The organism is Shewanella sp. ECSMB14102 (genome assembly GCF_000813075.1).
GTDB classification, from domain to species: Bacteria; Pseudomonadota; Gammaproteobacteria; order Enterobacterales; family Shewanellaceae; genus Shewanella; species Shewanella indica.
The window spans coordinates 36,305-59,825 of sequence record NZ_JWGX01000008.1 but is presented as its reverse complement, the minus strand read 5'-3'; the positions used below and the strand labels follow the sequence as shown (position 1 = coordinate 59,825).

Annotated in this window: 22 protein-coding genes; 11 read left to right on the top strand and 11 right to left on the bottom strand. The window is 52.2% G+C overall.

Features of this window, described 5'->3' with window-relative positions:
• Window positions 1–4 precede the first annotated feature (4 nt).
• The gene (locus RC73_RS03730) at window positions 5–1,165 is read right to left on the bottom strand and encodes a homogentisate 1,2-dioxygenase (protein WP_039033376.1); all 1,161 of its coding nucleotides are present in this window, start codon (window positions 1,163–1,165) and stop codon (window positions 5–7) included.
• Window positions 1,166–1,409: 244 nt separating this feature from the next.
• On the opposite strand from RC73_RS03730, the gene RC73_RS03725 reads away from it, so the two are divergent.
• Both RC73_RS03725 and RC73_RS03720 read left to right on the top strand, forming a co-directional pair.
• The gene (locus RC73_RS03725; RefSeq protein WP_039033375.1) at window positions 1,410–2,324 is read left to right on the top strand and encodes a LysR family transcriptional regulator; all 915 of its coding nucleotides are present in this window, start codon (window positions 1,410–1,412) and stop codon (window positions 2,322–2,324) included.
• A 118-nt stretch (window positions 2,325–2,442) separates the two neighbouring features.
• Window positions 2,443–3,237, top strand: a complete 795-nt coding sequence (locus RC73_RS03720) for a TIGR00266 family protein (protein WP_039033374.1) — start codon at window positions 2,443–2,445, stop codon at window positions 3,235–3,237.
• A gap of 165 nt (window positions 3,238–3,402) precedes the next feature.
• Here RC73_RS03720 and RC73_RS03715 read toward each other — a convergent pair whose 3' ends face one another.
• Together RC73_RS03715 and RC73_RS03710 are read right to left on the bottom strand one after the other, a co-directional pair.
• Window positions 3,403–3,723, bottom strand: a complete 321-nt coding sequence (locus RC73_RS03715) for a hypothetical protein (protein WP_039033373.1) — start codon at window positions 3,721–3,723, stop codon at window positions 3,403–3,405.
• A complete protein-coding gene (locus tag RC73_RS03710) occupies window positions 3,720–4,184 on the bottom strand; it encodes an EVE domain-containing protein (protein WP_039033372.1) in 465 nt (154 codons plus the stop codon). The genes RC73_RS03715 and RC73_RS03710 overlap by 4 nt, the downstream gene beginning before the upstream one ends.
• 143 nt (window positions 4,185–4,327) lie before the next feature.
• On the opposite strand from RC73_RS03710, the gene RC73_RS03705 reads away from it, so the two are divergent.
• On the top strand, window positions 4,328–4,678 hold the full coding sequence (locus RC73_RS03705; protein ID WP_039033371.1) for a DUF6508 domain-containing protein: 351 nt from the start codon (window positions 4,328–4,330) through the stop codon (window positions 4,676–4,678).
• A 325-nt stretch (window positions 4,679–5,003) separates the two neighbouring features.
• A complete protein-coding gene (locus RC73_RS03700; RefSeq protein ID WP_039033370.1) occupies window positions 5,004–6,725 on the top strand; it encodes an AMP-binding protein in 1,722 nt (573 codons plus the stop codon).
• Between the two features lie 63 nt (window positions 6,726–6,788).
• Here the strand turns inward: RC73_RS03700 and RC73_RS03695 are convergent, their stop codons facing one another.
• Complete coding sequence (locus RC73_RS03695; RefSeq protein WP_052247979.1) at window positions 6,789–7,778, bottom strand: cytochrome-c peroxidase; 990 nt, start codon at window positions 7,776–7,778, stop codon at window positions 6,789–6,791.
• A 342-nt stretch (window positions 7,779–8,120) separates the two neighbouring features.
• Here RC73_RS03695 and RC73_RS03690 point away from each other — a divergent pair, with 342 nt between their 5' ends.
• Genes RC73_RS03690 through RC73_RS03680 form a run of 3 tightly spaced genes read left to right on the top strand, consistent with a single transcriptional unit; the run spans window position 8,121 to window position 10,738 of the window.
• Window positions 8,121–8,888, top strand: a complete 768-nt coding sequence (locus tag RC73_RS03690) for a substrate-binding periplasmic protein (protein ID WP_082014240.1) — start codon at window positions 8,121–8,123, stop codon at window positions 8,886–8,888.
• Between the two features lie 52 nt (window positions 8,889–8,940).
• Complete coding sequence (locus tag RC73_RS03685) at window positions 8,941–9,969, top strand: M14 family zinc carboxypeptidase (protein ID WP_039033458.1); 1,029 nt, start codon at window positions 8,941–8,943, stop codon at window positions 9,967–9,969.
• A complete protein-coding gene (locus tag RC73_RS03680; RefSeq protein ID WP_039033369.1) occupies window positions 9,962–10,738 on the top strand; it encodes an alpha/beta fold hydrolase in 777 nt (258 codons plus the stop codon). Before RC73_RS03685 ends, RC73_RS03680 begins: the two co-directional genes overlap by 8 nt.
• 64 nt (window positions 10,739–10,802) lie before the next feature.
• Here RC73_RS03680 and RC73_RS03675 read toward each other — a convergent pair whose 3' ends face one another.
• The gene (locus RC73_RS03675) at window positions 10,803–11,210 is read right to left on the bottom strand and encodes a YccF domain-containing protein (protein ID WP_039033368.1); all 408 of its coding nucleotides are present in this window, start codon (window positions 11,208–11,210) and stop codon (window positions 10,803–10,805) included.
• Between the two features lie 348 nt (window positions 11,211–11,558).
• On the opposite strand from RC73_RS03675, the gene RC73_RS03670 reads away from it, so the two are divergent.
• On the top strand, window positions 11,559–12,497 hold the full coding sequence (locus RC73_RS03670) for a pyridoxal-phosphate dependent enzyme (protein ID WP_039033457.1): 939 nt from the start codon (window positions 11,559–11,561) through the stop codon (window positions 12,495–12,497).
• 15 nt (window positions 12,498–12,512) lie between these two features.
• Here RC73_RS03670 and RC73_RS03665 read toward each other — a convergent pair whose 3' ends face one another.
• Together RC73_RS03665 and RC73_RS20940 are read right to left on the bottom strand one after the other, a co-directional pair.
• A complete protein-coding gene (locus RC73_RS03665; protein ID WP_039033367.1) occupies window positions 12,513–12,749 on the bottom strand; it encodes a hypothetical protein in 237 nt (78 codons plus the stop codon).
• A 313-nt stretch (window positions 12,750–13,062) separates the two neighbouring features.
• Window positions 13,063–13,236 carry a hypothetical protein gene (locus RC73_RS20940; protein WP_100145745.1) on the bottom strand — a complete coding sequence of 58 codons (174 nt, stop codon included), beginning with the start codon at window positions 13,234–13,236 and terminating at the stop codon, window positions 13,063–13,065.
• Window positions 13,237–13,748: 512 nt separating this feature from the next.
• Here RC73_RS20940 and RC73_RS03660 point away from each other — a divergent pair.
• Window positions 13,749–15,320 carry a mechanosensitive ion channel family protein gene (locus tag RC73_RS03660; RefSeq protein ID WP_039033366.1) on the top strand — a complete coding sequence of 524 codons (1,572 nt, stop codon included), beginning with the start codon at window positions 13,749–13,751 and terminating at the stop codon, window positions 15,318–15,320.
• A gap of 85 nt (window positions 15,321–15,405) precedes the next feature.
• On the opposite strand, the gene ilvN is transcribed toward RC73_RS03660, so the two are convergent.
• From ilvN to RC73_RS03645, 3 genes are all read right to left on the bottom strand, one after another.
• Window positions 15,406–15,903: an acetolactate synthase small subunit gene (gene ilvN, locus RC73_RS03655; RefSeq protein WP_039033365.1), complete on the bottom strand. Its 498-nt coding sequence runs from the start codon at window positions 15,901–15,903 to the stop codon at window positions 15,406–15,408.
• A complete protein-coding gene (locus RC73_RS03650) occupies window positions 15,903–17,624 on the bottom strand; it encodes an acetolactate synthase 3 large subunit (RefSeq protein ID WP_039033364.1) in 1,722 nt (573 codons plus the stop codon). The genes ilvN and RC73_RS03650 overlap by 1 nt, the downstream gene beginning before the upstream one ends.
• Window positions 17,625–18,109: 485 nt before the next feature.
• A complete protein-coding gene (locus RC73_RS03645) occupies window positions 18,110–19,342 on the bottom strand; it encodes a multidrug effflux MFS transporter (protein ID WP_052247983.1) in 1,233 nt (410 codons plus the stop codon).
• A gap of 268 nt (window positions 19,343–19,610) precedes the next feature.
• Between RC73_RS03645 and RC73_RS03640 the strand changes: the two genes are divergently transcribed.
• Entirely contained in the window at window positions 19,611–21,398 is a 1,788-nt protein-coding gene (locus RC73_RS03640; RefSeq protein ID WP_052247978.1) for a SulP family inorganic anion transporter, read from the top strand.
• Window positions 21,399–21,453: 55 nt separating this feature from the next.
• Here the strand turns inward: RC73_RS03640 and RC73_RS03635 are convergent, their stop codons facing one another.
• Complete coding sequence (locus RC73_RS03635; protein ID WP_039033454.1) at window positions 21,454–22,158, bottom strand: glutathione S-transferase; 705 nt, start codon at window positions 22,156–22,158, stop codon at window positions 21,454–21,456.
• 282 nt (window positions 22,159–22,440) lie between these two features.
• Here RC73_RS03635 and trhO point away from each other — a divergent pair, with 282 nt between their 5' ends.
• On the top strand, window positions 22,441–23,421 hold the full coding sequence (gene trhO / locus RC73_RS03630) for an oxygen-dependent tRNA uridine(34) hydroxylase TrhO (RefSeq protein WP_039033453.1): 981 nt from the start codon (window positions 22,441–22,443) through the stop codon (window positions 23,419–23,421).
• The last annotated feature ends 100 nt before the right edge of the window (window positions 23,422–23,521 follow it).

Here is a 23,521-nt window from a genome sequence, read left to right as displayed (position 1 = left end):
GGGCTCAGCGTTCGAGCCAGGAGCGGTTGTAATCTGTACTCATGCAGCTCTGCACATGGGTGGTTAACTGCAGCGGGGCAAAGGTATCCACCATAACGGCGTATTCATAGGTGTCTTTCTTGCCGATGGAGGCTTCGGTGCGCCCGGGCTGCGGCCCATGAGGCACGCCTTTTTGATGCAGTGTCAGGTAACCGGCTTCTATGCCGGTGCGGCTCATAAAGTCGCCATCCACATAGTAGAGCACCTCGTCGCTGTCGATATTGTTGTGGTAGTAAGGTGCCGGGATAGCCTTGGGATGGAAGTCGTAAGGTCTGGGAACAAAGTTGCAGATAACAAAGTTGTGGGCGGTAAACACCAGATGATCCGAGGGGGGCAGGTGAATCTTGCCTACCTTGGGCGCGTACTCTGTGATGTTGAAGGCCCAGGGGTAGACAAAACCGTCCCAACCCACCAGATCAAAAGGATGCCATTCCAGCTGAGTCAGCTGATACTTGTCGCCAAACTTGCTGACCAGTGGGAATTCCCCTTGCTCGACCTTGGCCTCTGTCAGTTCGGGTACCCGGATATCCCGCTCGCAATAGGGGGCCGACTCCAGCAACTGGCCATAGTCATTGCGAAAGTGTTTGGGGATCTCCACCATGGAGAAGGACTCGATCACCAACAGGCGAACATTAGTGTAGTCCTTGAATTTCAACTGATAGGTGGTGCCGCGGGGGATCACCAGATAGTCCCACTTTTGCACCTTGAGCTTGCCGTATTCACTTAAGAGCTCGCCTTCACCCTCGTGGACAAATACCACCTCGTCGGCGTAGGCATTGCGGTAGAACAGCTCGGTATCCTCGGTGACTCTGGCGGTATAAATCGCCAGATCCTGATTGAAGAAAATCTTGTTGCGGGCACAGAAGAAGTGCCCCTGCCTATCGGCCTGTTTGCTGTCCAGTTTATAGTTCTGTACCAGGGAGTCCTGCCACACTTCTCCATGACTGAGCTTAAAAGGCTCAACAGTTAACGCCTTGGTAGGCATATTGTGGTGGTACTTGTTGGAATAGATATTGGAAAAGCCATGGGTTGAAAACAGCTCTTCACGGTAGAGTTCACCGGATGGCTTCTCAAATGCGATATGGCGCTTGTTGGGAACCTGCCCCTGTTTTACATAAAATGGCATTTGACTCTTCCTTGGTGGCGCTTGCTGTTAACCTTCTTTGGGAACCTTCGGCGGCCACTGTTGTTATTCTTGTTCTCTTTGCGCTCTTGTCTGTCGGAATTGCCGGTCGCTGGCAGCGCAAATGAGCCGTTTTTGTGATCTATCTTTCAATTTAGTTGCGTGCTTGTACAAAAAAAAGAATAATTATTCGGCATACTCAATCTAAAAATTTGATTGTCTTGTTGGATTTACGGGAGTGTAAACCTTGCGTATCGATATCGACGCCTTCAATGTGCTTAAGGTGGTGGTGGAAGAGGGCAGTTTTGCCAAGGCGGCAGAGCGTCTGCACAAGGCGCAGTCGGCGGTCAGTTATCAGATAAAGAAACTGGAACAATATCTTGGCGTTAATCTGCTGGACCGTAATCAATACCGGGCCGAGCTGACTCACGAAGGGCGGGTTATTCTGGCCGAGGGACAACGCTTACTGGCGCATCTTGGCAACATAGAACATCTGGCCAGCCGTTTCAGTGAGGGTTGGGAGCCCAGGTTGGAGCTGGTGATAGACGGCGCCTTGCCGATGGAGCCTATCATGACTGCCCTCAAGCGCATGACAGAGCATAAGATCCCGACCAAAATCCAGCTTAATATGGAGTTTCTCGGTGGGGTACAACACAGGTTTGAGCGCGACAGCGCTGATCTTATGTTGGTGAAAGACTATCGCAGCGGCCCCAGTTACCACCCCAAGCCCCTGCCTGCCATCACCAGCGTGTTGGTGGCAGGTAAAGGCCACCCCTTGACTTCGCGCCGCGGCATAACCCTGTCTGAATTGCAGCAACATGTGGAGCTTACCATCGAAGACTCATCACCGGTCAAGAGCCAGCGCGATGAGCTGCAGTTTGGCGGCGACAAGGTCTTTTATCTTTCCGGTTTTATTATGAAAAAGAACGCCTTGCTCAAGGGGCTGGGTTTTGGTTGGATGCCGGATTTTCTGATAACCGAAGAGCTGGCTTATGGTGATTTAAGTGAGCTGGACTTTGTCGGCGGCAGCCGTTTTCGTTTTATTCCTCAGTTGGTGTCGACGCTGGAACGCCCCCTTGGCCGCGCAGGAAGGCTGTTTACCGAGCTTATTCTGGAGGAGTTTGAGCGCTTTCAAGGGGATAACGCCTGCGGTTTGGGTTGAAGCATTCTGTTACTTTTTACTCAAATTACATCCACCTCCTCACTTGCCGTTTTGACATTTTATGTCATAGACTGAGTGTCAGGTCATTCAGACCCTAAACCATTGAGGGGGAGTTTCAATGAGCAAGAACAGCCATGAAGTGGATTATGAGATCAAGGGCGAGAGCATGCAGCTGGTTGAGGTGGAGCTGGATCCCGGCGAAACCGTGATAGCCGAGGCCGGCGCCATGACTTACATGGAGGAAGGGATCAGTTTTGAAGCCCGGATGGGCGATGGCTCAGAGCCGGATTCGGGCTTTTTCGGCAAGTTGATGGGGGCCGGTAAACGTATGCTGACAGGTGAAAGCCTGTTTATGACCCATTTCAGCAATCAGGGCCAGGGCAAACGCCGGGTGTCGTTCGCCGCACCTTATCCAGGCACTATTCTGGCAATCGATCTCGATGAGGTCGGCGGTGAACTCATTTTGCAGAAAGACAGTTTCCTGGCCGCGGCTATGGGGACCCAGGTGACCATGAGATTCAATAAGCGCCTGGGAACCGGTTTCTTCGGCGGTGAAGGCTTTATTTTGCAGAGCCTCAAGGGTGATGGCATGGCCTTTATTCACGCAGGTGGCACCTTGATCCGTAAAGAGCTCAAGGGCGAAACCCTGAGAGTGGATACCGGCTGTCTGGTGGGCTTTACCAATGGCATCGATTACGACATAGAGAGAGCCGGCTCTCTCAAGTCCATGGTGTTTGGTGGTGAAGGTTTATTTTTGGCGACACTTTCAGGCCATGGCACAGTGTGGCTGCAGAGCTTGCCGTTTTCCCGTATGGCCGACAGGATCATTGCCCATGCGCCTTCTGCCGGTGGCAGTGACAGGGGCGAGGGCTCAGTGCTTGGCGGAATTGGCCGTATGCTGGATGGGCGCTGAGAAGCGCTATTGGCGAAACTACCGGCAAAGATAGCAGTAAAGATTAAGGTAAAGATAGCAGCGAAGAAAGGCAGTCAAGCGCTTAACCTATTTTGCCGACAAACAAAAAAGCCATGGTTTCCACCATGGCTTTTTGCTTTGGAACTCAGGGCTTTGATAACGGCATCAGTGTTCCAGGATCTCAATGATCCTGCGGGTCTTGTCGTGCAGCTTGAACAGCGTGCCTTCTATGTCGACCGTTATCAGGCCATCATTGCCCAGGGGCACAACCACTCGGCCGCGGGCATAGATATCATTATCAAGGATATCGCCCCTGTGATAGCGCTTTTGCCAACCCGGAGGCAAAGGTTCACCCCGGGCGGCTTTCTTTTGCAGTCCCGGGGGTAAATCTTTATGGTCTTTATCCTGCTTGGCCAAAACGGCCGGACTGGCCAGCAGGGCACCCAGGCTGATTGCTACCAAGGTTTTGGATAGTTTGTTTGTCATAGTTTCTCTCCTGCGAGTAGAAGAATACGTTGCCATTCCTGCTCTGTAACCGGTTGCACGCTCAGTCTGGCCCCTTTTTGTACCAGATACATATGTTCGAGCTGCGAGTCTGCCTTGATCTCTTTCAGGCTGACTGTTTTGGCAAACTGCCGTTCAAAGCCGATATCCAGCTGGAACCAGCGCGGTGACTCTGGACTGGACTTGGGATCAAAGTAGGGTGATTCTGGATCCCAGGCCGTGGTATCGGCTTTGGCCTTTCCGACGACTCTGGCTGTGCCCACCACGCCCGGCGTTTTGCAACTGGAATGATAGAACAAAATGGCGTCGCCGATTTGCAGTTCATCGCGAATAAAGTTGCGAGCCTGATAATTGCGGATCCCGCACCAGGGTTCCACCTTGACCCGCTGTAGATCGTCGATGCTGAATTCATCGGGTTCGGATTTCATCAACCAGTACTTCATGCTGGCACTCCTTGAGTGTTTTTACCAGAAAAGCTTACCAGCCTGTTAAGCACTTATTCAGCAAGGCAGGGGCAGACTGACCTCATTAGATTGGTAGATTATGCATTATTGTGATAATCGATGTAAAAGATTAGGAGTCGCCTATGGCCACACTTAGCCTGACAGCTTCAACTGCTGATTATCAAACTTATCGCCATGATTTTGCCCGCGGGGAACAGGATTACGACCCCGCGACAGTCCATAAATTTGTTGCCGAAATGAAGCGCCAAGGCATGTTGCTCAACGAGTTCAGTTGGGATGATTGGTATCAAAACAGCCATATGGTCGACAGGCCTGAATATATCGCCGATGCTTCCTTGTATGAATGCCGCTTGCTGCTCAGTGCCATGGCGCGCTTAGAGCGTTTCAGCCCGGGTGTCCTGCAGAACATGCGCCGCCAGGGGGTCATGTTGGCCTTACTGGAAAGAATGCAGCAATTGCAAAAGGCGGCCTGAGGATATTCGGTCGCTGTTACCGTGCATTTTGCGGCCATGATCCGTCATCGGCAGGCTTTTTATTCAGGGCTCCTTTGGGGGCCCTGATGGTTTTTGAGCCATTATTCTTTAGTCTAAAAGCCGGTTTCCTTGCTTGTTATTCCAATACGCCATTCGTTAGAGTCGTTATGAACCCTGCGCCCAGGCCGCAGTGAAAGCCGATCATTGCCGCTGTTTTTGATGCTTTTCAGACGCTGCCAATATGGCTTCACACTGTGAGGGGAGGGCCGCCGGCTCAGGGTGACAGACTCTTCCTATAACGATAAAACAACGCACGGAGGCTTAGATGTCTGCCAACAAGACAAGCAAGCAACTCAATGATTTACCTCTGTCACAGAGCCGTTATCTGGGGCACAGTAATACTCCCTTGATAGACAAGACCATAGGTCAGTATTTGCAGGATATCTGCAACCGCTATCCGGACAATACAGCTGTGGTGATGCATCATCAGCAACTGCGCTGGAGTTATGCGCGCTATCTTGAAGAGATAGATAAGTTGGCCACAGGCCTGTTGGCACTGGGTATCGGCCCCGGGGACAGGGTCGGGATCTGGTCGCCCAATAATATCGAGTGGTGTCTGACTCAGTTTGCCACCGCCAGAATTGGCGCCATCATGGTGTGCATCAACCCGGCTTATCGCCCGGAAGAGCTGGAATATGCACTTACTAATGTGGGCTGTAAGGCTCTGATCACTCACGATAAGTTCAAGTCCAGCGATTACCTGGCGATGCTGAATGAGTTGGCGCCGGAGCTCAGTGATGCCGAGCCCGGTAAGCTGGTGTCCAGTCGTCTGCCGGAACTGCGCTGCGTTATTCGCACCGGCAGTGACAAGACGCCGGGCATGCTGAATTTCCCCGAGGTATGTGCCATGGGCTCTGAGGCGGAATATGCCGATCTCAAAGGCATAGGTGAGCGTCTATCGGCCAATGATGCCATCAACATCCAGTTCACTTCAGGCACCACGGGTAACCCCAAAGGCGCCACGCTGACTCACCATAATATTCTCAACAACGGCATGCTGGTGGCCGATGCCATGGGCTTTGGCCCGGATGATAAGCTTTGTATTCCAGTGCCCCTGTACCACTGTTTTGGCATGGTGCTGGGGAATCTGGTGTGTCTGGCCAAAGGCGCCACGGCCGTATTCCCATCCGATGCCTTTGACCCTACGACTACCCTCAAGGTGGTCGAGCAGGAGCGCTGCACTGGACTGCACGGGGTACCAACCATGTTTATCGCCGAATTGGAGCTGGCCAATTTCCAGGATTATGACCTCAGCAGTTTGCGCACCGGGGTGATGGCCGGCGCCACCTGTCCTGAGGAGTTGATGAAACGGGTGCATAAGCTGATGCATATGACAGAAGTCGTTATCGCTTACGGCCAAACTGAATGCAGCCCGATCAATAATATGACAGAGGTGGAATCTTCATTTGAGAAACAAGTCACTACCGTTGGCCGGGCACTGCCCCATACCGAGGTGAAGATCATTGATGAATTCGGTGAGATTGTACCTATAGGGCAGCCGGGGGAAGTATGTAGCCGAGGTTATTGTGTGATGCAGGGTTACTGGAACGATCCGGCCAAAACCCAAGCCACCATAGATAAAGAAGGCTGGCTGCATTCGGGCGATCTCGGAGTGATGGACAGCGAAGGATATGTACAGATAGTCGGTCGCATCAAAGATATGATTATCCGGGGCGGTGAGAACATCTATCCACGGGAGATTGAAGAGAAACTCTACACCCATAGTGAAATTCAAGATGCTGCAGTATTCGGGGTACAGAGTGAAAAATACGGTGAAGAGGTGTGCGCCTGGATCAAGATACGTCCCGGCAGTACCGTCACTGAAGATGAAATCCGCCACTTCCTGACCGAGAAGGTGGCTTATTTCAAGGTGCCGCGTTATATCAAGTTTGTTGAACAATACCCTATGACGGTCACCGGCAAAATCCAGAAGTTCCGCATGCGTGAGCTGATGTATGAAGAGCTGCACCGGGATATCAACGCTTGAGTCATTTAAACCGCAACAGTAAAAGAGAAGCGCCGCATTGCGGCGCTTCTCTATGATCATGAATTACTTGCCGAATGGAATCGGTCTAGGGGTGTCTTTGTTGGATGGCGGCAGAATGGGCATTTCTACCTTGGGCTGTTCGCCGGTCAGCGACTTGAGGAAGGCCACCATCTCTTGGGTTTCTTTCTCGGTCAGTTTCTGACCCAACTGGATATCCGACATGGTGTTGACCGCCTCTTCCAGCTCCCAAACACTGCCGTCATGGAAGTAGGGGTAGGTGAGTTCAATGTTACGCAGTGTCGGCACCTTGAACACCATCTTGTCGGCTTCCTTACCCGTTACCGCCTTGCGGCCTTCGGCAGGGTTATCCGTGTGGAAAGGTTTGATAAGTCCCATCTTCATATACATGGTGCCACCGACCGCCGGACCATTATGGCAAGCGACACAGCCTTTGTCCTTGAACAGTTGATAACCGGCTTTGGCTTCGGCGCTGATGGCATTTTTGTCGCCTTCCAGATACTTGTCAAAGGGACTGTTGGGGGTCACCAGTGTCTTTTCAAAGGCGGCAATTGCATCTGTGATCCTGTCGATGTTGACCTCTTCAGAGCCGTAAACCTGCTTGAAGCGGGCGCGGTAAGCCGGCATGGAGGCAACGGTTTCGGACGCCAGTTCATGAGTAAATCCCATCTCCTTGGGGTTGGCTATTGGACCTGCGGCCTGTTCCTTGAGATCTTTGGCGCGGCCATCCCAGAACTGTGCCAGCATATAATCGGCGTTCAATACGGTAGGCGAGTTGATAGGGCCTTCTTGCCAGGCATGACCGATAGAGGTTGGCAGGGCATCTACCCCTCCCATGGAAAGATTGTGACATGAATTACAGGAGATAAACCCGGACTTTGATAATCTGGGTTCGAAGTAAAGCATTTTTCCGAGTTCGACTTTTTCCGGCTCGGTGATTTTCACCGGCTTGATAATTTCGATAGGCTCAGCCGCCTGAGCCGCAGTCATCCCGAGGGCTGCCGTTACAGCCATGACCAGTGCTTGATATCTCATTGCTATCACCTCTAGTAGGCTTACTTTGTGTGTGGTTATTTGCCCATCATAGTGATAGAAGGAGAGCTTTGACAGCTGTTAATATCGATTGGCTCTATCGTTGATTTAGATAGGTTTTTTGTGATGATTACCGCGGTTTTAGCCTCCAATTTTAGCTATCTTACCCAAATCGAACTTTTTCACATTTTCATCTCTCGTCACACTTTGGTTTAAAGTGTGCGGTAAGCTGTATTTTTTGTGTCCGGCGCTGATTGAGACTGGTAGCTGCCAGACATCGACAAGCTATACTCTGTTAACTTCCGGAATGCTTATGGGGTTGGCCTTGGCAAATGGAGTGGCATTATGGCAAAAACAGCTATTACCTTTTTCGGTCGTTTTGCGCTGCACGTCCTCTTGTTGTTGCTACTTTATAGTGGCTGCTTTTCTGTGCGCGCCGAAACCCTGCAATTGAGCTCGCTTAATTGGCCCCCCTACACAGGTCAGATGTTGCAACAACAGGGAGCTTGTGTTGCCGTGGTCAAGGCGGCACTGGCCGCCATGGGCCATGACCTCAAAGTCAATTTCTACCCCTGGAGCCGGGCAGTGAAGTTGGCAGGCATGCCCGGATCTCCCTATCTTGGTTATTTCCCCGAGTATTATCACCAAAGCGATAAGTTTATCTTTTCCAAGCCATTAGGCTTTAGTCAATTGGCCTTGGTGGAGCAATCCCAGCGGCCCGTGAGCTGGCAACAGTTGCAGGACTTGCAGCGTTACAATCTCGGGGTGGTCAAGGATTATGTTAATACCGAAAGTCTGGATCGGGCCATGGACTCAGGCCGACAACCCTTCGAGCTGGCCAATTCCGATGAACAAAACCTTCGCAAATTGGCGGCCGCCAGAATTGATGCCGTGGTGATCGATGCCAATGTCTATCGTTACCTGTTGCGGCAAAAGGGGATGGAGGAGTTGGAAGGCAAGCTTAAACTGAATCGGCAACTGCTGGCCAGCAAGGGTTTGCTGGTGGCTTTTCGAAATTCTGCAGAGGGACAACGCTGGCGGGATATTTTCGACCAGGGGCTGGCCCGTATCGATGCCAAGAGCATATTGGAGCAACACTTAAAGTATCATTGAGTTGTCATCCAAAGCGGCTAAATTGAGCACTTTACCCCAGATGGACGTGTCTGTGACAGAAAGTGCCTATGAGCTTGAACTGCTTGCCGAGCTGGAGCATAAATACCAGCAACACTTGAATGCCAGGTCTTTGGCCCAAGTCGGCTTTGCCGGGAAGACGCACGATGTGCGGGCGCTGGAGCTGGGGAACCCAAACGCCAGGGTGCCCACAGTGCTGTTCGTCGGCGGCGTTCACGGGATAGAGCGCATCGGCAGCCAGGTGATACTGGCGCTTCTTGGCAGCCTGTTGACCCGCTGCAGTTGGGATAAACATCTGCAGTTGATGTTAACTCAGATACGGCTGGCGTTTGTACCTGTGTTGAATCCCATCGGCCTTATCCGGGGAACTCGCGCCAATGGCAATGGGGTCGATTTGATGCGCAATGCTCCCATAGATGCCCGCGGCTCAGTGACTTTTATGGTCGGCGGTCAACGGCTTTCCCGCCATCTTCCCTGGTATCGGGGCCGCAGCAATCAGCTGGAAGCCGAGACCCGGGCGATTATTGACTACAGTAATGATCTTATGGCCCGCGGCAGCAGCTTGATTGTGCTCGATGCTCACTCAGGTTTTGGCCTGGTGGATCATATCTGGTTTCCCTTTGCCTGTAAGGACACGCCTTTTGCCCGCTTGGGGGAGGTGTATCATCTAAAGCAGTTGTTCGAAATGAGCTACCCCCATCATTGTCATTATCATATTGCGCCTCAAAGCCGCTTCTATCGCACCCACGGCGATATTTGGGATTATTTGGTCAGTTGTAACCCCCAAGTGCCTTTCCTTCCTTTAACGCTGGAAATGGGCTCCTGGGCCTGGGTTAAAAAGAATCCCAGGCAATTGCTGCGCTTCTCCGGTTATTTCAACCCTCAAAAGCAGCACAGGCTGCAGCGTATTTTACGGCGTCACTTTACCCTGATGCAGTTCTTGCTCGATGTGGGGTATGCTCAGGTACTGGAACAACTGCCTGAACTTCATCGACATCACCTGGACTATCAGGCACGAAACTTTTGGTATCCACAAGCGGCGGAGAAACCAAGTCATGACTGAGCAGCAAACCTGGGTGTTGATCCGCGGCCTGATGCGCGATAAACGTCATTGGCAGGCCTTTGCCGATAATCTGCTGGCGTTGGGGTTTCGGGTGGAGCTCATCGATCTGCCTGGAAATGGCGATAGGGTGGCGGATATCAGCCCCAGGGATATTCAGGATTATGCCGACTTTGTTGCAGATGAACTGCTGCGGCGCAAGGTGGCTAAATGCCGAATATTGGCTATTTCCATGGGCGCCATGGTGGCTATGGCACTTGCCGGGAAAAATGACGCTGAAGATGGCCGCCAAAAGGAATTTCAGATTGAGGGGCTTTTATTGCTCAACAGCAGCGCCGCCGATCTTTCGCCTTGGTATCAGAGATTTCGGCTGCAAGCCCTGCTGCGAGCCTTGTGCTCCAGAGTCAAAGGTGAGGGCATTCAATGGCGCGAGGCGACGATTCTTGCGCTTACCAGTCTTGCCCATGCCAAAGATAAGTCTCTGTGCCGTCACTGGAGCCAACTGGCGCTTGAGGCCAAAACCACACTCGCCAATGGCCTGCGACAAATTGTTGCCTCGGCACGCTTTCGCTCCCCGGCTAACTTGCGGGTGCCGGCAGTCATTGTTTATGGCTGTGATGATCGCCTGGTTTCGCCCAAGTGCAGCGTTCGCCTGGCGGCCAAATATCGACAAAAGCCGATTCCTTTTTGCCGCTGCGGTCATGATGTGGCGTTGGATAGGCCTGAGTTATTGCTGGAGTTGGTGCAGCGTTTGAGTCGACAAACGCCTTAGACTTGCTTGGGGAAGTTTGAGCCCAGGTCAAAATCGAGTCAGATATCCGACCTGGGCTTTGTGATTAGTGGGAGGCGACCACTGTCTTGCCTATGGGCGTTAAAGAAAGCAAGGCCAGCTTCAGATGCTGAATGCCAAAAGGTATGCCTATGATGGTGACAAAGCAGGCCAGGGCGTGGGTCAGGTGGCCTATCGCCAACCAAATTCCGAACAGCAGGAACCAGATGATGTTGCCGACCATACCCAGGGCGCCGGTGCCCAAGTCTTCGCGGCCAGAGAGCCTGTCGCGGTTGATATGCTCCTGACCGAAGGGCCAGAATGCCAGTTCACCTATGACAAAACAGGCGCGGCCGAATGGGATACCTATGATACTGATAAAACAGAGCAAGCCGACAAACCACCAGGCCAGTCCCATGACAAAGCCGCCAAGAATAAACCAGGCAATATTAAAAATAAGACGCAAAATAGCCATTGAGTGCTCCTTTAAATGGCAGATCAGCCGCACAGTTTTACTGTAAAGCTTGGGGATATTTCGATTAATAGCCAGAAGCGTGCCATAATTATAACCTGTTGAATAATATGGGTTGTTGCTATTTCTAAGCCTGGACGGATGGCGGGGATTGGTGATTTATACCAATAAGTGGCGATAATCATCACAGAGTGAAGCCGCAATGGATTAGCCACCAAGCCATCACTTGGTTGGCATAAAGCCTACTGGTGCCTGTGAGGATTTGTGGCCTGAACCCTGTCCTCCTTGGCGGCAAACACATACAATAGCTATCCCTTGCACACCTTAGCCTTGAAATATATCGCCACTGCCATGCCTTTAGCCGATTTCAAACTGGATAAAACCCCGGTTCAAGCCTTTGAGTTTCGGGGACATCAGCTGTTTATCAAGCGCGATGATCTACTTCATCCCAGTTTCAGTGGTAATAAGGCGCGCAAGTTCCGTTATTTCCTCGACCATGACTTTCCCGGTATCAAGCGCCTGATAGGTTATGGCTCGGCCCAGGCCAACTCACTCTACTCTATGGCGGCGCTGGCCAAACTCAAAGGTTGGCAGCTGGACTTTTATGTGGATCACCTGCCGGACTGGTTGCAGCAGCGCCCCCTGGGTAACTATCGCGCCGCGTTGGAATTGGGCGCACGGGTGATTGCCGTAAAGAATACGCCCAAGGCCGAGTTGATGACCGGCATGACCCTGGAGAACTTTGTCAGGCAGCATATTGTACCTGAGTGCGAGCACAGCCTGTTCGTTCCCGAAGGGGGCCGCTGTAGTTATGCCGAATACGGCGTAGCTCAGTTGGGCGCCGAGATTTTACAGTGGCAGCAGCAACAGGCTGCCCATAACCTCAAGCTGTTTCTGCCATCGGGAACTGGTACAACGGCACTGTTTCTACAGAAGTATTTTTGTGAGCAACAGGCTGATATTGAAGTGCTGACCTGCGCCGTGGTCGGCGGAGACAGTTACCTCAAGACCCAGTTGCTTGAGTTATCGCCCGATGAAGCATTGCATCCAACTATTGTTACACCCGAGCGTAAGTATCATTTTGGCAAGTGTTACCCCGAGTTTTACCAACTTTGGCAAGAGCTGGAGCAAAGCGGTATCCGCTTTGAGCTTTTGTACGATCCGCTCGGCTGGCAAGTGTTGCTCGACTTCTTGCAACGTGAGGGCGACTGCCAGGTACTGTATCTGCATCAGGGGGGGCTCCTTGGTAATGAGTCCATGCTTCCCAGATACAGGCGTAAATTCGGTTGAGTGGGAACCTTGACTTCAGATCAGCTGGTTGCGCTTGAGGATCTTATGAGTACGCTCTGCCAAACGTTGCAAGGATTTGAGATCGGCAAGCCCAGGCACCTCGTCATCGAGACGGGACTCCCAAAAGCATACCTCAGTGTCCAACATCTCCAACATTTTCTTGGAGCAACCCAGGCATTTCCCACCGCATAGGCTGGCTTCCGGCAAATTTAGTGGAATACAACGCCGGATCTCGCCCAGCAATGAACGCATCGCTTCCGTGGTATTCGGTTTAATGGATCCGGGTTTAGTCGCGCTGCTTTTAGCGGCTGTGATGGATTGATTCAAGACAACACCGACAGATGAATTTGTTAAGCATCAGCTTAATTCAAGTGGAAGGCTTGGATAATGATCTGGCGCTTGATTTGCTGTTTATCGCCATTTGGTCAGGCTGCTTCCCGGGATCACGGGAAAAGGCCTTGACCAAATGTGATGTTTACCCGATTGCTGCTGGATAACAGTCCAATCTGCCTGAGCGCTCGATACAGTGAGAGGATAGGGGTATCGAGTGGGTATTTCGACAGTCTTACTTATTGGCGCTCAGCAACCACTTCATAAACTTGAGGGTTTCTGTACGCTTTGAGAAGGTTTGCTTCTTCTTGCCTTTGCTGTCGGTAAAGGCGATTGAGTTTTTGTTGATGGAAATTGAATCTACAGGAAAACTTACTGCGATTTCATGTCCGTTTACTTTGTATGACATAGGCCACACTCCTTATTTCTGTTAGCGCCGGTATTGGCGTATATAATCTTAACTATAGAAAATCCTTAGCATTTATTGCGAAAGATGCGTTGCTTGACTATTGAATGTACCCAGTTTGTCACCCTTTATCAAGCCCCCCGATAGACTGAAGTGCATAAAGGCACTTCGGGTGTCAGTAGAACATCAGACCATCGCCGCAGCACAGAGTTCACCACAGCTGTGTGACATTTCAATTAAACTCAAGAATTATTAACTGAACGGACTTACTTAAGAGGCCTGGAGCGAGATGGGACGAGCTGAGGATACCTTAATAATTCAGCTTATTGTATAGATAATTTACTACAAGTCAAGCAGTATAAATATTGGGCCGACATATCCGGAACTACATGTTTCTGCTACTCTTTTTTCTGATGGTGCCAATGGTTCCCTGACGCACTTTGGCTTGAACACAACTTGAAGTGATTACACCGGATGGATTGGTACCTTACCTTATAGTGGCAAGGAGTGCGTTAATGAATAGAGTGTTGATTGGCATAGGATTATTTATTCTTTTGCTCTGGCCAGGGTTGTGCCCGGCGGTCGAACCTGAGCCGGAAACGTCAAGCGAGCAAAGTGCTGCTGGGGCTTATGAGTACCGCGATCCCTTGCTCCGGGATACCCCCAGAGGTGCCCTGCAGGGCTTTATGCATTATGCCCGAGAAGGGGATTATCAAACCGCGGCCGAGTATCTGGATCTGCGTTTTCTTCCCGCCGGTATGACTGCGGAGCAGGGGCCACTCTATGCCAAGCAGTTGCTGGCGATTATCGAGCGTAATCTCTGGCTCAATCCTCAGGAGCTTGATGATACCCCAGAGGGTAAAACCGACGACAAGCTGCCCGCTTACCGGGAGGGGTTTGCCCGTTTGGAAGCCGAAAAAAGGGCCTATCAGCTCCTGTTGCAGCGGGTGCCGAGCTCTGAATACGGCAGTCTGTGGAAGGTTTCCAATGCCACGGTTGCCAAGCTCCCAAAACTTTACCAGGCCTTGGGCTATGGCCCTGTGGTGGAGTGGTTTATCGAGCACATTCCTGAAGGACGCCTGTTTACCCTGAATCTTTGGGAATGGGCCATGATGCTGGCCTATCTGGCGCTGGCATTCTTATTCGTGGTGCCTTTGACCTGGTTGCTGCAATGGCCACTTTCACGTTCATCACACCCGCTCAAGGCTGAATTGGGCGCCTTTATTCGCGGCCCACTCAGGTTCTTTGCCGCTGTGGCACTCGATAGGGCCATGCTTGCCAACAGTACCTTGAGCGCTGCGATGCAGGAGATAGTCAACACAGGCTTTTTCTTTATTCTGGCCACGGTTTGGTTGATATGGGCGCTGGTGGGGCTGGCACAGAGCAGTCTTAGGGAGCGCTGGATAGCCAAAGGCAACAAACAGGCGGCCTCCTTGTTGCGTCCTCTTGGGAATTTTTTGCGGGTGGCCCTGCTCAGCCTGGCGACCTTATTATGGCTCGAGCACCTGGGGTTTAATGCCGGCACTATACTGGCCGGGATGGGCATTGGCGGGCTGGCAATCGCCTTGGCCTCGAAGCAGTCGATAGAAAACCTTATTGGCACCATTACTCTCTATTCGGCCGCGCCTATCAAGGTTGGCAATATTGGCAATTTCGGCGGAGTTCGCGGCACAGTGGAGGAGATAGGCCTACGCTGTACCCGCATCAGAACTCTGGATCGCTCTGTCATTCATATGCCCAACGCCAAGTTGGCCGAAATGGAGATAGAGAATATTTCAGAGCGGGAGAAAATCCGTTTTAAGACAGATATCCGTCTCGATTACAGCACTGATGCCAAACAGTTGCAGGCGATCATCAATGATATCAAAGCCTTGCTAAAGCAGCATGAGAAGGTGGATGAGTCACCGATGCGGGTCACCTTCAAGGGCTTCGGCAACGCCGGACTCGAGTTGAATGTACTGGCCTATGTCGGCACCACCAGTTTACCTGTTTATCAGGAAGTCGCCGAGGAGTTGCAGCTGGGGATCATGGCGATAGTCGCCGAGCACGGCAGTAAGATGGTACCTGTATGGCCGGTTTCACCTTAATGCTACTCAGATTCCGTATTGGTTCGGTTTGAAAATACCGCTCACGGTAAAGTGAACGGTATCAGCAGGGTCTTCAGTCCCGGATTCAAGCTCGCATCGCTTTTTCACCCCTGGCAAGGCCTACCACGCCGGAGCGGGACACTTCCACTACCTTGGTGACCTCGGTCAGCGCGGCAATAAAGGCGTCCAGTTTATCGCTGGTGCCCGCCATCTGTACTGTGTAGAGATTGGCGGTTACATCGACAATTTGGCCGCGGAAGATATCGGCGGTGCGTTTTACCTCTGCCCGCAATGCGCCGCTGGCCTTGACCTTGACCAAGGCAAGCTCCCGTTCCACATGGGTGGACTCTGTGATGTTGGATACTTTGAGCACATCGATAAGCTTGTGCAGCTGCTTCTCTATCTGCTCCAGAATGCTCTCATCGGCCTCGACTGCGACTGTGAGCCGGGAAAGTGTCGGATCATCGGTGGGAGCCACCGTGAGGGTTTCAATGTTGTAGCCACGTTGGGAGAAGAGACCGACAACTCTTGACAGGGCGCCGGGCTGGTTTTCCATCAATACAGATATGATTCGACGTCTCATCAGCTTTTCTCCGTCTTGCTCAGCCACATTTCATTCATAGCGCCACCACGAATTTGCATCGGGTAGACGTGTTCGGTTTCATCGACACTGATATCCACAAACACCAGCCTGTCTTTCATTGTCAGGGCTTGTGCCAGTTTGCTCTCCAGCTCATCCACATGGTCGATATTGATCCCAACGTGGCCGTAGGCTTCGGCTATTTTGGCAAAATCAGGCACTGAGTCCATATAGGAATGGGAGTGGCGGCCGGAGTAGATCATGTCCTGCCACTGTTTCACCATCCCGAGGAAACGGTTGTTGAGATTGATGATTTTCACCGGCACATCATATTGCAGTGCGGTGGAAAGCTCTTGAATATTCATCTGAATCGAGCCGTCGCCGGTGACGCACACGACGGTTTCATCCGGCATCGCCATCTTGACCCCCATGGCGGCCGGCAAGCCGAATCCCATGGTGCCCAGGCCGCCTGAGTTGATCCAGTGCCGCGGCTTGTCGAAAGGATAATAGAGGGCGGCAAACATCTGGTGCTGGCCAACATCGGAGGCCACATAGGCATCACCGTTTGTCAGGCGATAGAGGGTTTCTATCACTTGCTGGGGCTTGATCCGTTCAGCATTGCGCTGATAGTCGAGGCAGTTGCGGCTGCGCCAGGAGGCAATTTGCTGCCACCAGTGTTGCAGCGCCTCGTCATCCTGAGGCGTTACCTTGTCTTCATCCAGTAATTGCAGCATCTCGTTCAGCACCTTATCGGCCGAGCCCACAATCGGAATATCCACCTTGATGGTCTTGGAGATGGATGAAGGGTCGATATCTATGTGCAGTATGGTGGCATCCGGGCAATATTTGGCGACATTATTGGTGGTTCTGTCATCGAACCTCACCCCAATACCGAAGATTAAATCTGAATTGTGCATGGCCATATTGGCTTCATACAGGCCGTGCATCCCCAGCATGCCCAGGTTGTTGTGATGAGAACCGGGAAAGGCGCCCAGCCCCATAAGTGTATTGACCACAGGCAGTTTCAGTCGTTCGGCCAGAGTCAACAGCTGCCGGTGGCAGCCGGAGATAATGGCGCCGCCGCCCACATACAGCACTGGTTTTTTGGCGGCCATCAAGGCCTGCAAACCCCGGCGGATCTGGCCCTTGTGACCCGAAAGCGTCGGGTTGTAGGAGCGCATCTTAATCTCTTCCGGGTATTGATACTCGTGCAGTATCGCCGGGTTGAGACTGTCTTTGGGGAGATCCACTACCACAGGGCCGGGGCGGCCGCTGGCCGCAATATAGAAGGCTTTCTTGATAATGGTGGGAATTTCGGTGGGGTCTGTCACCAAAAAGCTGTGTTTCACCACAGGGCGGGAGATCCCTATCATGTCGCACTCCTGAAAGGCGTCATTGCCGATCAGGTTACTGGGCACCTGGCCCGAAAGCACCACCAGAGGGACTGAATCCATATAGGCGGTGGCGATGCCGGTAATGGCATTGGTCGCTCCCGGGCCGGATGTCACCAACACCACGCCGACCTGGCCTGTGGCTCTGGCGTAACCATCGGCCATGTGCACGGCCGCCTGTTCATGGCGGACAAGAATATGTTCTATATCGGATTTTTGATGCAGGGCATCATAGATGTCGAGAACTGAGCCACCTGGGTAGCCGAATATATGTTTTACGCCTTCGTCAATTAACGAACGCACTATCATGCTGGCGCCTGAAAGCATCTCCATTTGGTACTCCTTGATAAGATACCGTTACGGTAAACAGTAACTTTTACAGCGACGGTTATCGCTCTAATCCAAGCCGGAAGGGTAGTTCCGGCCAGCTGTCGACCCGGCCCTGGGGGCTCACCTCCCTGTAGGGAAGGGGTCTCTGTCACCAATGGACAGAATTTCATCATATTGGAAAGAGAGAAGTTTTCAAGCCCCTGGAAGCGGCTTTTTTATGAGCATGAATAAATTTCATTTTTGCCGCCGAAAAGCGGCCTTGATTGCGGTAGGTTATTGCGAAAATATAATTTGTTATGTATTGAATTAATTATGTTTTATTATTAATTGAGGATATTTTTAGACTTTAGTATAAAGCGCTGCTGATTCTATGTGTATGACCCCAATCTTTGAAAATTGTGGTTCTTGGGGGTGCGGAAAATCGACAAACGGCGTTTTTCGCTCAAGCGGTTTCAAACGCTTGAGCGTGATTTACCGCCAGTTTTATTTTAGGAGCCGGTACTGCGACATTCGGGCGCAGGGCGGCGACTGACAGCGAACTGGCACAGCCCCACCAGTAGCACAGAGGCCAGCATCAGCGCGGCAAAGGGCACGGCAGTCCCCGTGTAAAACAGCGCCAGCAGCGGCCCTGCCAGAGCACCAAAACCAAACCTCAGGGTGCCGATAACCGCGGTGGCTGTGCCGGTTTCCTGCTGGAATCTCATCAGTACTATGGCGTCGGCGTTAACCGACATTACTCCCAGGCATCCCATCAGGGGGATCAGCATGGCCACAGTAAAGTGGTAACTCAAGTCGAGCAGGTTCACCAGTAACAGCCCGGCAGCGGCAATACTGCCGAGCATAGTGGCGGCAACCAACATGCGTCTTGAACCATAGCGACCAACAATGCGTGAGTTGATAATATTGGCCAGCATCAAAGCGCCTACGTTGGTACTGAATAGTATGGCAAACAGAGACTTATCCAAGTTAAATACCGACATATAGACAAACGGCGAGGCTGTCAGGTAGCAGAAAAAGGCGAATGAAGTCAGCACGCCGCTGCCAATATGCAGCTTGACCCCGGGCCGGGTAAAGACGGTGGCATAGGCGCCAAAGAATGACTTGCGGCTGCGCTCGGCGCCTTGCATATCCGATGGCAAACGCAGTTTCAGCAATACCAGCATGAGCAGCAGCAGGGCATAGCAGGCTAGGATAAAGAAAATCAAATGCCATTCACCCAGCTCCAAAATTAAGCTGCCTATGGATGGAGCCAGCAGCGGCGCCAGCATCATTATTAGGCTGACATAGGACATGCCCTTGGCCGTATTGTCACCATAGACCTCCTTGATATAGCCGGGGATCACCACGGTAGCGGCGGCGCCGATAAACGCCTGGAAAAATCTGAGGCTTAAAAACATTTCTATCGTTTGCGACAGCGCCAACCCCAGGCTGACCAACATAAATCCCGATAGGCCAATGATCACCAAAGGACGACGGCCGAAGCGATCGGCCAAAGGCCCAAAGGTAAGCATACCCAGAGAATACCCGGCCAGATACAGGCTCAGAGACTGCTGTACTGTCGTGATATCGGAATGGAAACTCTCGGCTATGGTAGCCATGGCCGGCAGATACATGTCGATGGCCAAAGGCGTTATCGCCACGATGGCCGACAGCATGGGAATAAGCAAGGCCAGATGCAGCCCTTGGGGCGTGCGCCTGGTTATCTGGGGTTGGGTATCCAATTTAACCTCATTATATTGGCCAAAAAGCATTGGATGCTTGGTCAGGAATGTGACTCGTGCCACGAAAAGGGGCTGGGGGTTTATGTTAAGTCGTGGCGGCCAATAAGCCAATCCCCCAGAGTCGTTTCTTTACATTACTGACAAAGGAAGATGGAAAAGTGAATAGTGAGAATATTTTATTTCGCCCTGGATGACTTCCTGGCATAAGCTCACTACATTATCCACTCAGGACAGAATGCGCTTAAATTGACGGAGTTGAGTGCTGAATATGCGAGTTAATTTTCCACAATGGAACACCAGGGAGTCGCTGACTCAATTACTTCCCGGGCTGGCAGGATTACTGCATTACCAAAAAGAATGGTTGCGGGATGATCTGCGCGCCGCCTTGTCGGTAACCGCGGTGGCCTTGCCTGTAGCTATCGCCTATGCCCAGCTTACCGGGGTCAGCGCCGTTGCCGGGCTATACTCCTGTATTTTACCTATGATGATTTATGCTTTGTTTGGTACATCGAGGCAACTGATAGTGGGGCCGGATGCCGCAACCTGCGCCGTGATAGCCGCTGTGGTGACGCCACTGGCCGCCGGCGATGCCAAGGTGCACTGGCAGTTGGTGATGACCATGACCCTGATGACGGGCGCCTGGTGCCTGCTGGCCAGTCGCTTTCGGCTTGGGGTGCTTGCCGAGTTTCTCTCACGGCCGATTTTGATGGGACTGCTCAACGGGGTGGCGATAACCATTATCGTTGGCCAGTTTTCGAAGATTTTTGGCTTTAGCTTTGACTCCCGCTATTTGCTGGAGCGCCTGGCTGGCGGCGCCGAGTATCTGTCGCGCACTCACTGGCCAACATTGGGCATGAGTCTGGTCACCTTGCTGGTGTTCCTGCTGGTCAAGCGTCTGCGGCCGCAATTGCCTGCTTCTATGGTAGCGATAGCTGTGGCCGGATTATTGGTATGGCTGCTAGATTTGCAGCAGTATCAACTGGCGGTGGTCGGCACTATTGAAGGCGGTTTGCCGGAGTTTCAGGCACCGGTATTTGACTTGGGGCTGAGTCGTGAATTGGTGATGCCGGCGCTGAACCTTGCCATGGTGAGCTTTGTCTCGATGATGCTGACGGCGCGCAGCTTTGCCGCCAAAAACGGCTACGATATAGATCCCGATAAAGAGTTTCGCGCGCTTGGGGTAGCCAATATCGCCTCGGCGCTGTCTCAGGGGTTTGCCATCAGCGGCGCTGATTCGCGCACCGCGGTCAATGATGCCAATGGCGGCAAGTCGCAGTTGGTTTCTGTGATAGCGGCGCTGCTGATAGCCCTGGTGGCCCTGTTCCTGACTGCGCCGCTGCAATATATCCCTTCGGCGGCGCTCGGGGTGGTGCTGGTTATCGCATCACTCTCTTTGATTGATATCAAGGGGATCTGGAAACTGAGAAAGCGTGACAACGGCGCCTTTACCCTGGCGCTGATCACCCTGTTGGCCGTGCTCTTTATCGGGGTGATCCCGGGGATCACCCTGGCGGTGCTGCTGGGCTTGTTCCAATTTATCCGGGTAGTGATGAAACCCTCTGAGCAGCTGCTTGGTGTCGATCGCAAAGGGGTGCTGCGCAGTATCGACCGCAGTGACAAGGCTACGGCGATCCCGGGGATCATGATCTACCGTTTCAACTCACCCTTGACCTATTTCAACGCAGGTTATTTCAAACGCCAGTTGCTGGCCAGGTTAAAAGAGCAGCCCGAGCCGGTGGACTGTGTGATAGTCGATGCGGTGGCCTGTTTCAGTCATCTGGATATCAGTGTGATGGCCATGATTGCCGATTTGGCGCACCTGTTGAAGCGCCGCGGTGTCAGCCTGGTACTGGCGGGCCGTAAACGTCAACTGCTCAGCTGGTGTGAAGCAAGTGGCATAGATGTGGCAGAGGATGGTTTGATCATCAGGCCTGATTTAGCTTTGGCGGTGCGTATGCATCAAAACTACAAACAAGCGGTCGCTGAGGGCCAGGCCCCCGAAGTTCGGCGTTTGGCCGGCGATGATACCAGCGCTCCCAGACCGTCACACCTGTAAAACCTGGCGGGATCCCGACAGCACGCAAACGCCTGCCAAGATTACTCGGCAGGCGCTAAAGCGGCTGTTGCTCGCCGCTTTCCAGCCACAATGGTTTGGGTTTCATGGCGCGGATAAACCAAGGGTGCTCGAGCCAGGCCTGCAGCCATTGATTAAGACAGGGCAGGGGGGCTGCATTGAACCTGGCTCTATCCACATGGGCAAATTGGCGCACAAAAGGGAAAATGGCGAGATCCGCTGCGCTCATACGCCCGAGCAACATGACCTGCTGTTGTTGCTCTTTTTGCCCCTGTAGCTTTTGCTGCCCGAGATGTTCTTGAGCCTCAACCAGCCTTTGCTCCAGTGGCAGCAAGTACAGGAGCGCTTGCTCGAAATAGCTTTGCTGGCTGAACTCAGGGTAACGGTCAAAGTATTTGTATCTGTCCAGCAAGGGCTTGAATGCCCTGTCATTGGTTGCAATCAGTGCCGAGGTAAGGTTTTCTTCCTCAGGATTTTGCGGCAGCAATGAGTGGGGATCGGCTTGTGCCAGTGCCCAGAAAAGGATATCCAGGCTCTCGTCCAGTACCCTTCCATCAGCGAGTTGCATCACAGGCACAGTGCCTTTGGGCGATAGTTCCAGCATCTGCTGCGGCTTATTTTTCAGCAGAATTTCCCGCACTACAACAGAGTAGTCGGCGGCAATTAAGCCAAGTCTGGCGCGCATGGCATAGGGGCAGCGGCGAAAGCTGTACAGAATAGTTTGACTGCTTACTTGAGTCACAAGAGTCCCTTGGAATTCAATGAAAACAGCCATTGTAGGAATCACTCGGGTGGCAGGCAAGGTTGCTGTTCATAACCGCATGTAAAGGATTAAACCGCTACTATATGGCGGCCTGCTGCAGGAATCGCCGAATAACCCTACTTTTGCTGTCTATTTGCGCTACTGTGATTGGGATAGAATGGCGCCCCCATTTTGGGAGGCAAATCACTTAAGAAAAGTTTCAGAAGGTGACGCCGTTATGCACTGGAAATTAGGTTCCAGCCAGCAGAAGTTGAGGTAATGATGTCCAAAATAGTTGTATGTGCTTTATATAAGTTTGTTTCCCTGCCGGATTATGAGGCTTTGCGTCAGCCGTTGCTGGAAACCATGGAAGACAATGGTATTCGCGGCACCTTGCTGCTGGCTGCCGAAGGCATTAATGGCACTGTGGCCGGCTCGGAAAACGGTATCAATACCCTGATGGCCTGGTTGGACGCTCAAAATGGCCTGGATAATATCGTCTCCAAGCGCTCATTTGATGAAGAGATGCCGTTCTATCGCACCAAGGTCAAACTCAAGAAAGAGATAGTCACCATGGGGGTGGAAGGCATAGATCCCAGAGAAGTGGTCGGCACCTATGTCAAACCTCAAGACTGGAATGCGCTGATCTCCGATCCCGATGTGTTGCTGGTTGATACCCGCAATGACTATGAAGTGCAAATTGGTACCTTCAAGAATGCCGTCAATCCCGAGACCGAGACTTTCCGCGAGTTCCCGGAATATGTGAAGCAGCAGTTGGATCCGGCCAAGCACAAGAAAGTAGCCATGTTTTGCACCGGCGGGATCCGCTGTGAAAAGTCCACTGCCTACCTTAAGCAACAAGGCTTTGATGAGGTATATCACCTCGAAGGCGGGATCCTCAAATATCTGGAAGATGTGCCCGAAGAGCAGAGTCTGTGGCAGGGAGAGTGCTTTGTTTTCGATAACCGGGTTTCAGTGGATCACCAGCTGCAAAAAGGTCAGTACGATCAGTGTAATGCCTGCCGGATGCCGATAACCGAGGCCGATAAGCAGAGCCCGGCCTACGAGCAGGGGGTCAGCTGTCCCCATTGCATAGATAAGCTGGATGAAAAGCAGCGCCGGCGCTTTATCGAGCGTGAGCGACAGATGCAACTGGCCAAGCATCGCGGTGAGGCCCACATAGGCGCCGATGTCAAAGAAGTGATCCATAAGCGCCGCGAGCAAAAACAGCGTCAGAAAGAGCAGGCCAAGCAAACGTCCTGATAGCGCTAAGAAATCTAATCATCGAAGGAGCCCATTGGCTCCTTTTTTGATATGCAGATGATTTAGGTGCCTCCAGTCATTATGGTTTTTCGATACCGGA

What these genes read in the sequence shown, in the direction of transcription:
- RC73_RS03730 (WP_039033376.1), bottom strand. Translation starts at nt 1,165, where the DNA reads ATGCCATTTTATGTAAAACAGGGGCAGGTTCCCAACAAGCGCCATATC.
- RC73_RS03720 (WP_039033374.1), top strand. Translation starts at nt 2,443, where the DNA reads ATGAGCAAGAACAGCCATGAAGTGGATTATGAGATCAAGGGCGAGAGC.
- RC73_RS03715 (WP_039033373.1), bottom strand. Translation starts at nt 3,723, where the DNA reads ATGACAAACAAACTATCCAAAACCTTGGTAGCAATCAGCCTGGGTGCC.
- RC73_RS03710 (WP_039033372.1), bottom strand. Translation starts at nt 4,184, where the DNA reads ATGAAGTACTGGTTGATGAAATCCGAACCCGATGAATTCAGCATCGAC.
- RC73_RS03705 (WP_039033371.1), top strand. Translation starts at nt 4,328, where the DNA reads ATGGCCACACTTAGCCTGACAGCTTCAACTGCTGATTATCAAACTTAT.
- RC73_RS03700 (WP_039033370.1), top strand. Translation starts at nt 5,004, where the DNA reads ATGTCTGCCAACAAGACAAGCAAGCAACTCAATGATTTACCTCTGTCA.
- RC73_RS03695 (WP_052247979.1), bottom strand. Translation starts at nt 7,778, where the DNA reads ATGAGATATCAAGCACTGGTCATGGCTGTAACGGCAGCCCTCGGGATG.
- RC73_RS03690 (WP_082014240.1), top strand. Translation starts at nt 8,121, where the DNA reads ATGGCAAAAACAGCTATTACCTTTTTCGGTCGTTTTGCGCTGCACGTC.
- RC73_RS03680 (WP_039033369.1), top strand. Translation starts at nt 9,962, where the DNA reads ATGACTGAGCAGCAAACCTGGGTGTTGATCCGCGGCCTGATGCGCGAT.
- RC73_RS03675 (WP_039033368.1), bottom strand. Translation starts at nt 11,210, where the DNA reads ATGGCTATTTTGCGTCTTATTTTTAATATTGCCTGGTTTATTCTTGGC.
- RC73_RS03670 (WP_039033457.1), top strand. Translation starts at nt 11,559, where the DNA reads ATGCCTTTAGCCGATTTCAAACTGGATAAAACCCCGGTTCAAGCCTTT.
- RC73_RS03665 (WP_039033367.1), bottom strand. Translation starts at nt 12,749, where the DNA reads ATGCGTTCATTGCTGGGCGAGATCCGGCGTTGTATTCCACTAAATTTG.
- RC73_RS20940 (WP_100145745.1), bottom strand. Translation starts at nt 13,236, where the DNA reads ATGTCATACAAAGTAAACGGACATGAAATCGCAGTAAGTTTTCCTGTA.
- RC73_RS03660 (WP_039033366.1), top strand. Translation starts at nt 13,749, where the DNA reads ATGAATAGAGTGTTGATTGGCATAGGATTATTTATTCTTTTGCTCTGG.
- ilvN (WP_039033365.1), bottom strand. Translation starts at nt 15,903, where the DNA reads ATGAGACGTCGAATCATATCTGTATTGATGGAAAACCAGCCCGGCGCC.
- RC73_RS03650 (WP_039033364.1), bottom strand. Translation starts at nt 17,624, where the DNA reads ATGGAGATGCTTTCAGGCGCCAGCATGATAGTGCGTTCGTTAATTGAC.
- RC73_RS03640 (WP_052247978.1), top strand. Translation starts at nt 19,611, where the DNA reads ATGCGAGTTAATTTTCCACAATGGAACACCAGGGAGTCGCTGACTCAA.
- trhO (WP_039033453.1), top strand. Translation starts at nt 22,441, where the DNA reads ATGTCCAAAATAGTTGTATGTGCTTTATATAAGTTTGTTTCCCTGCCG.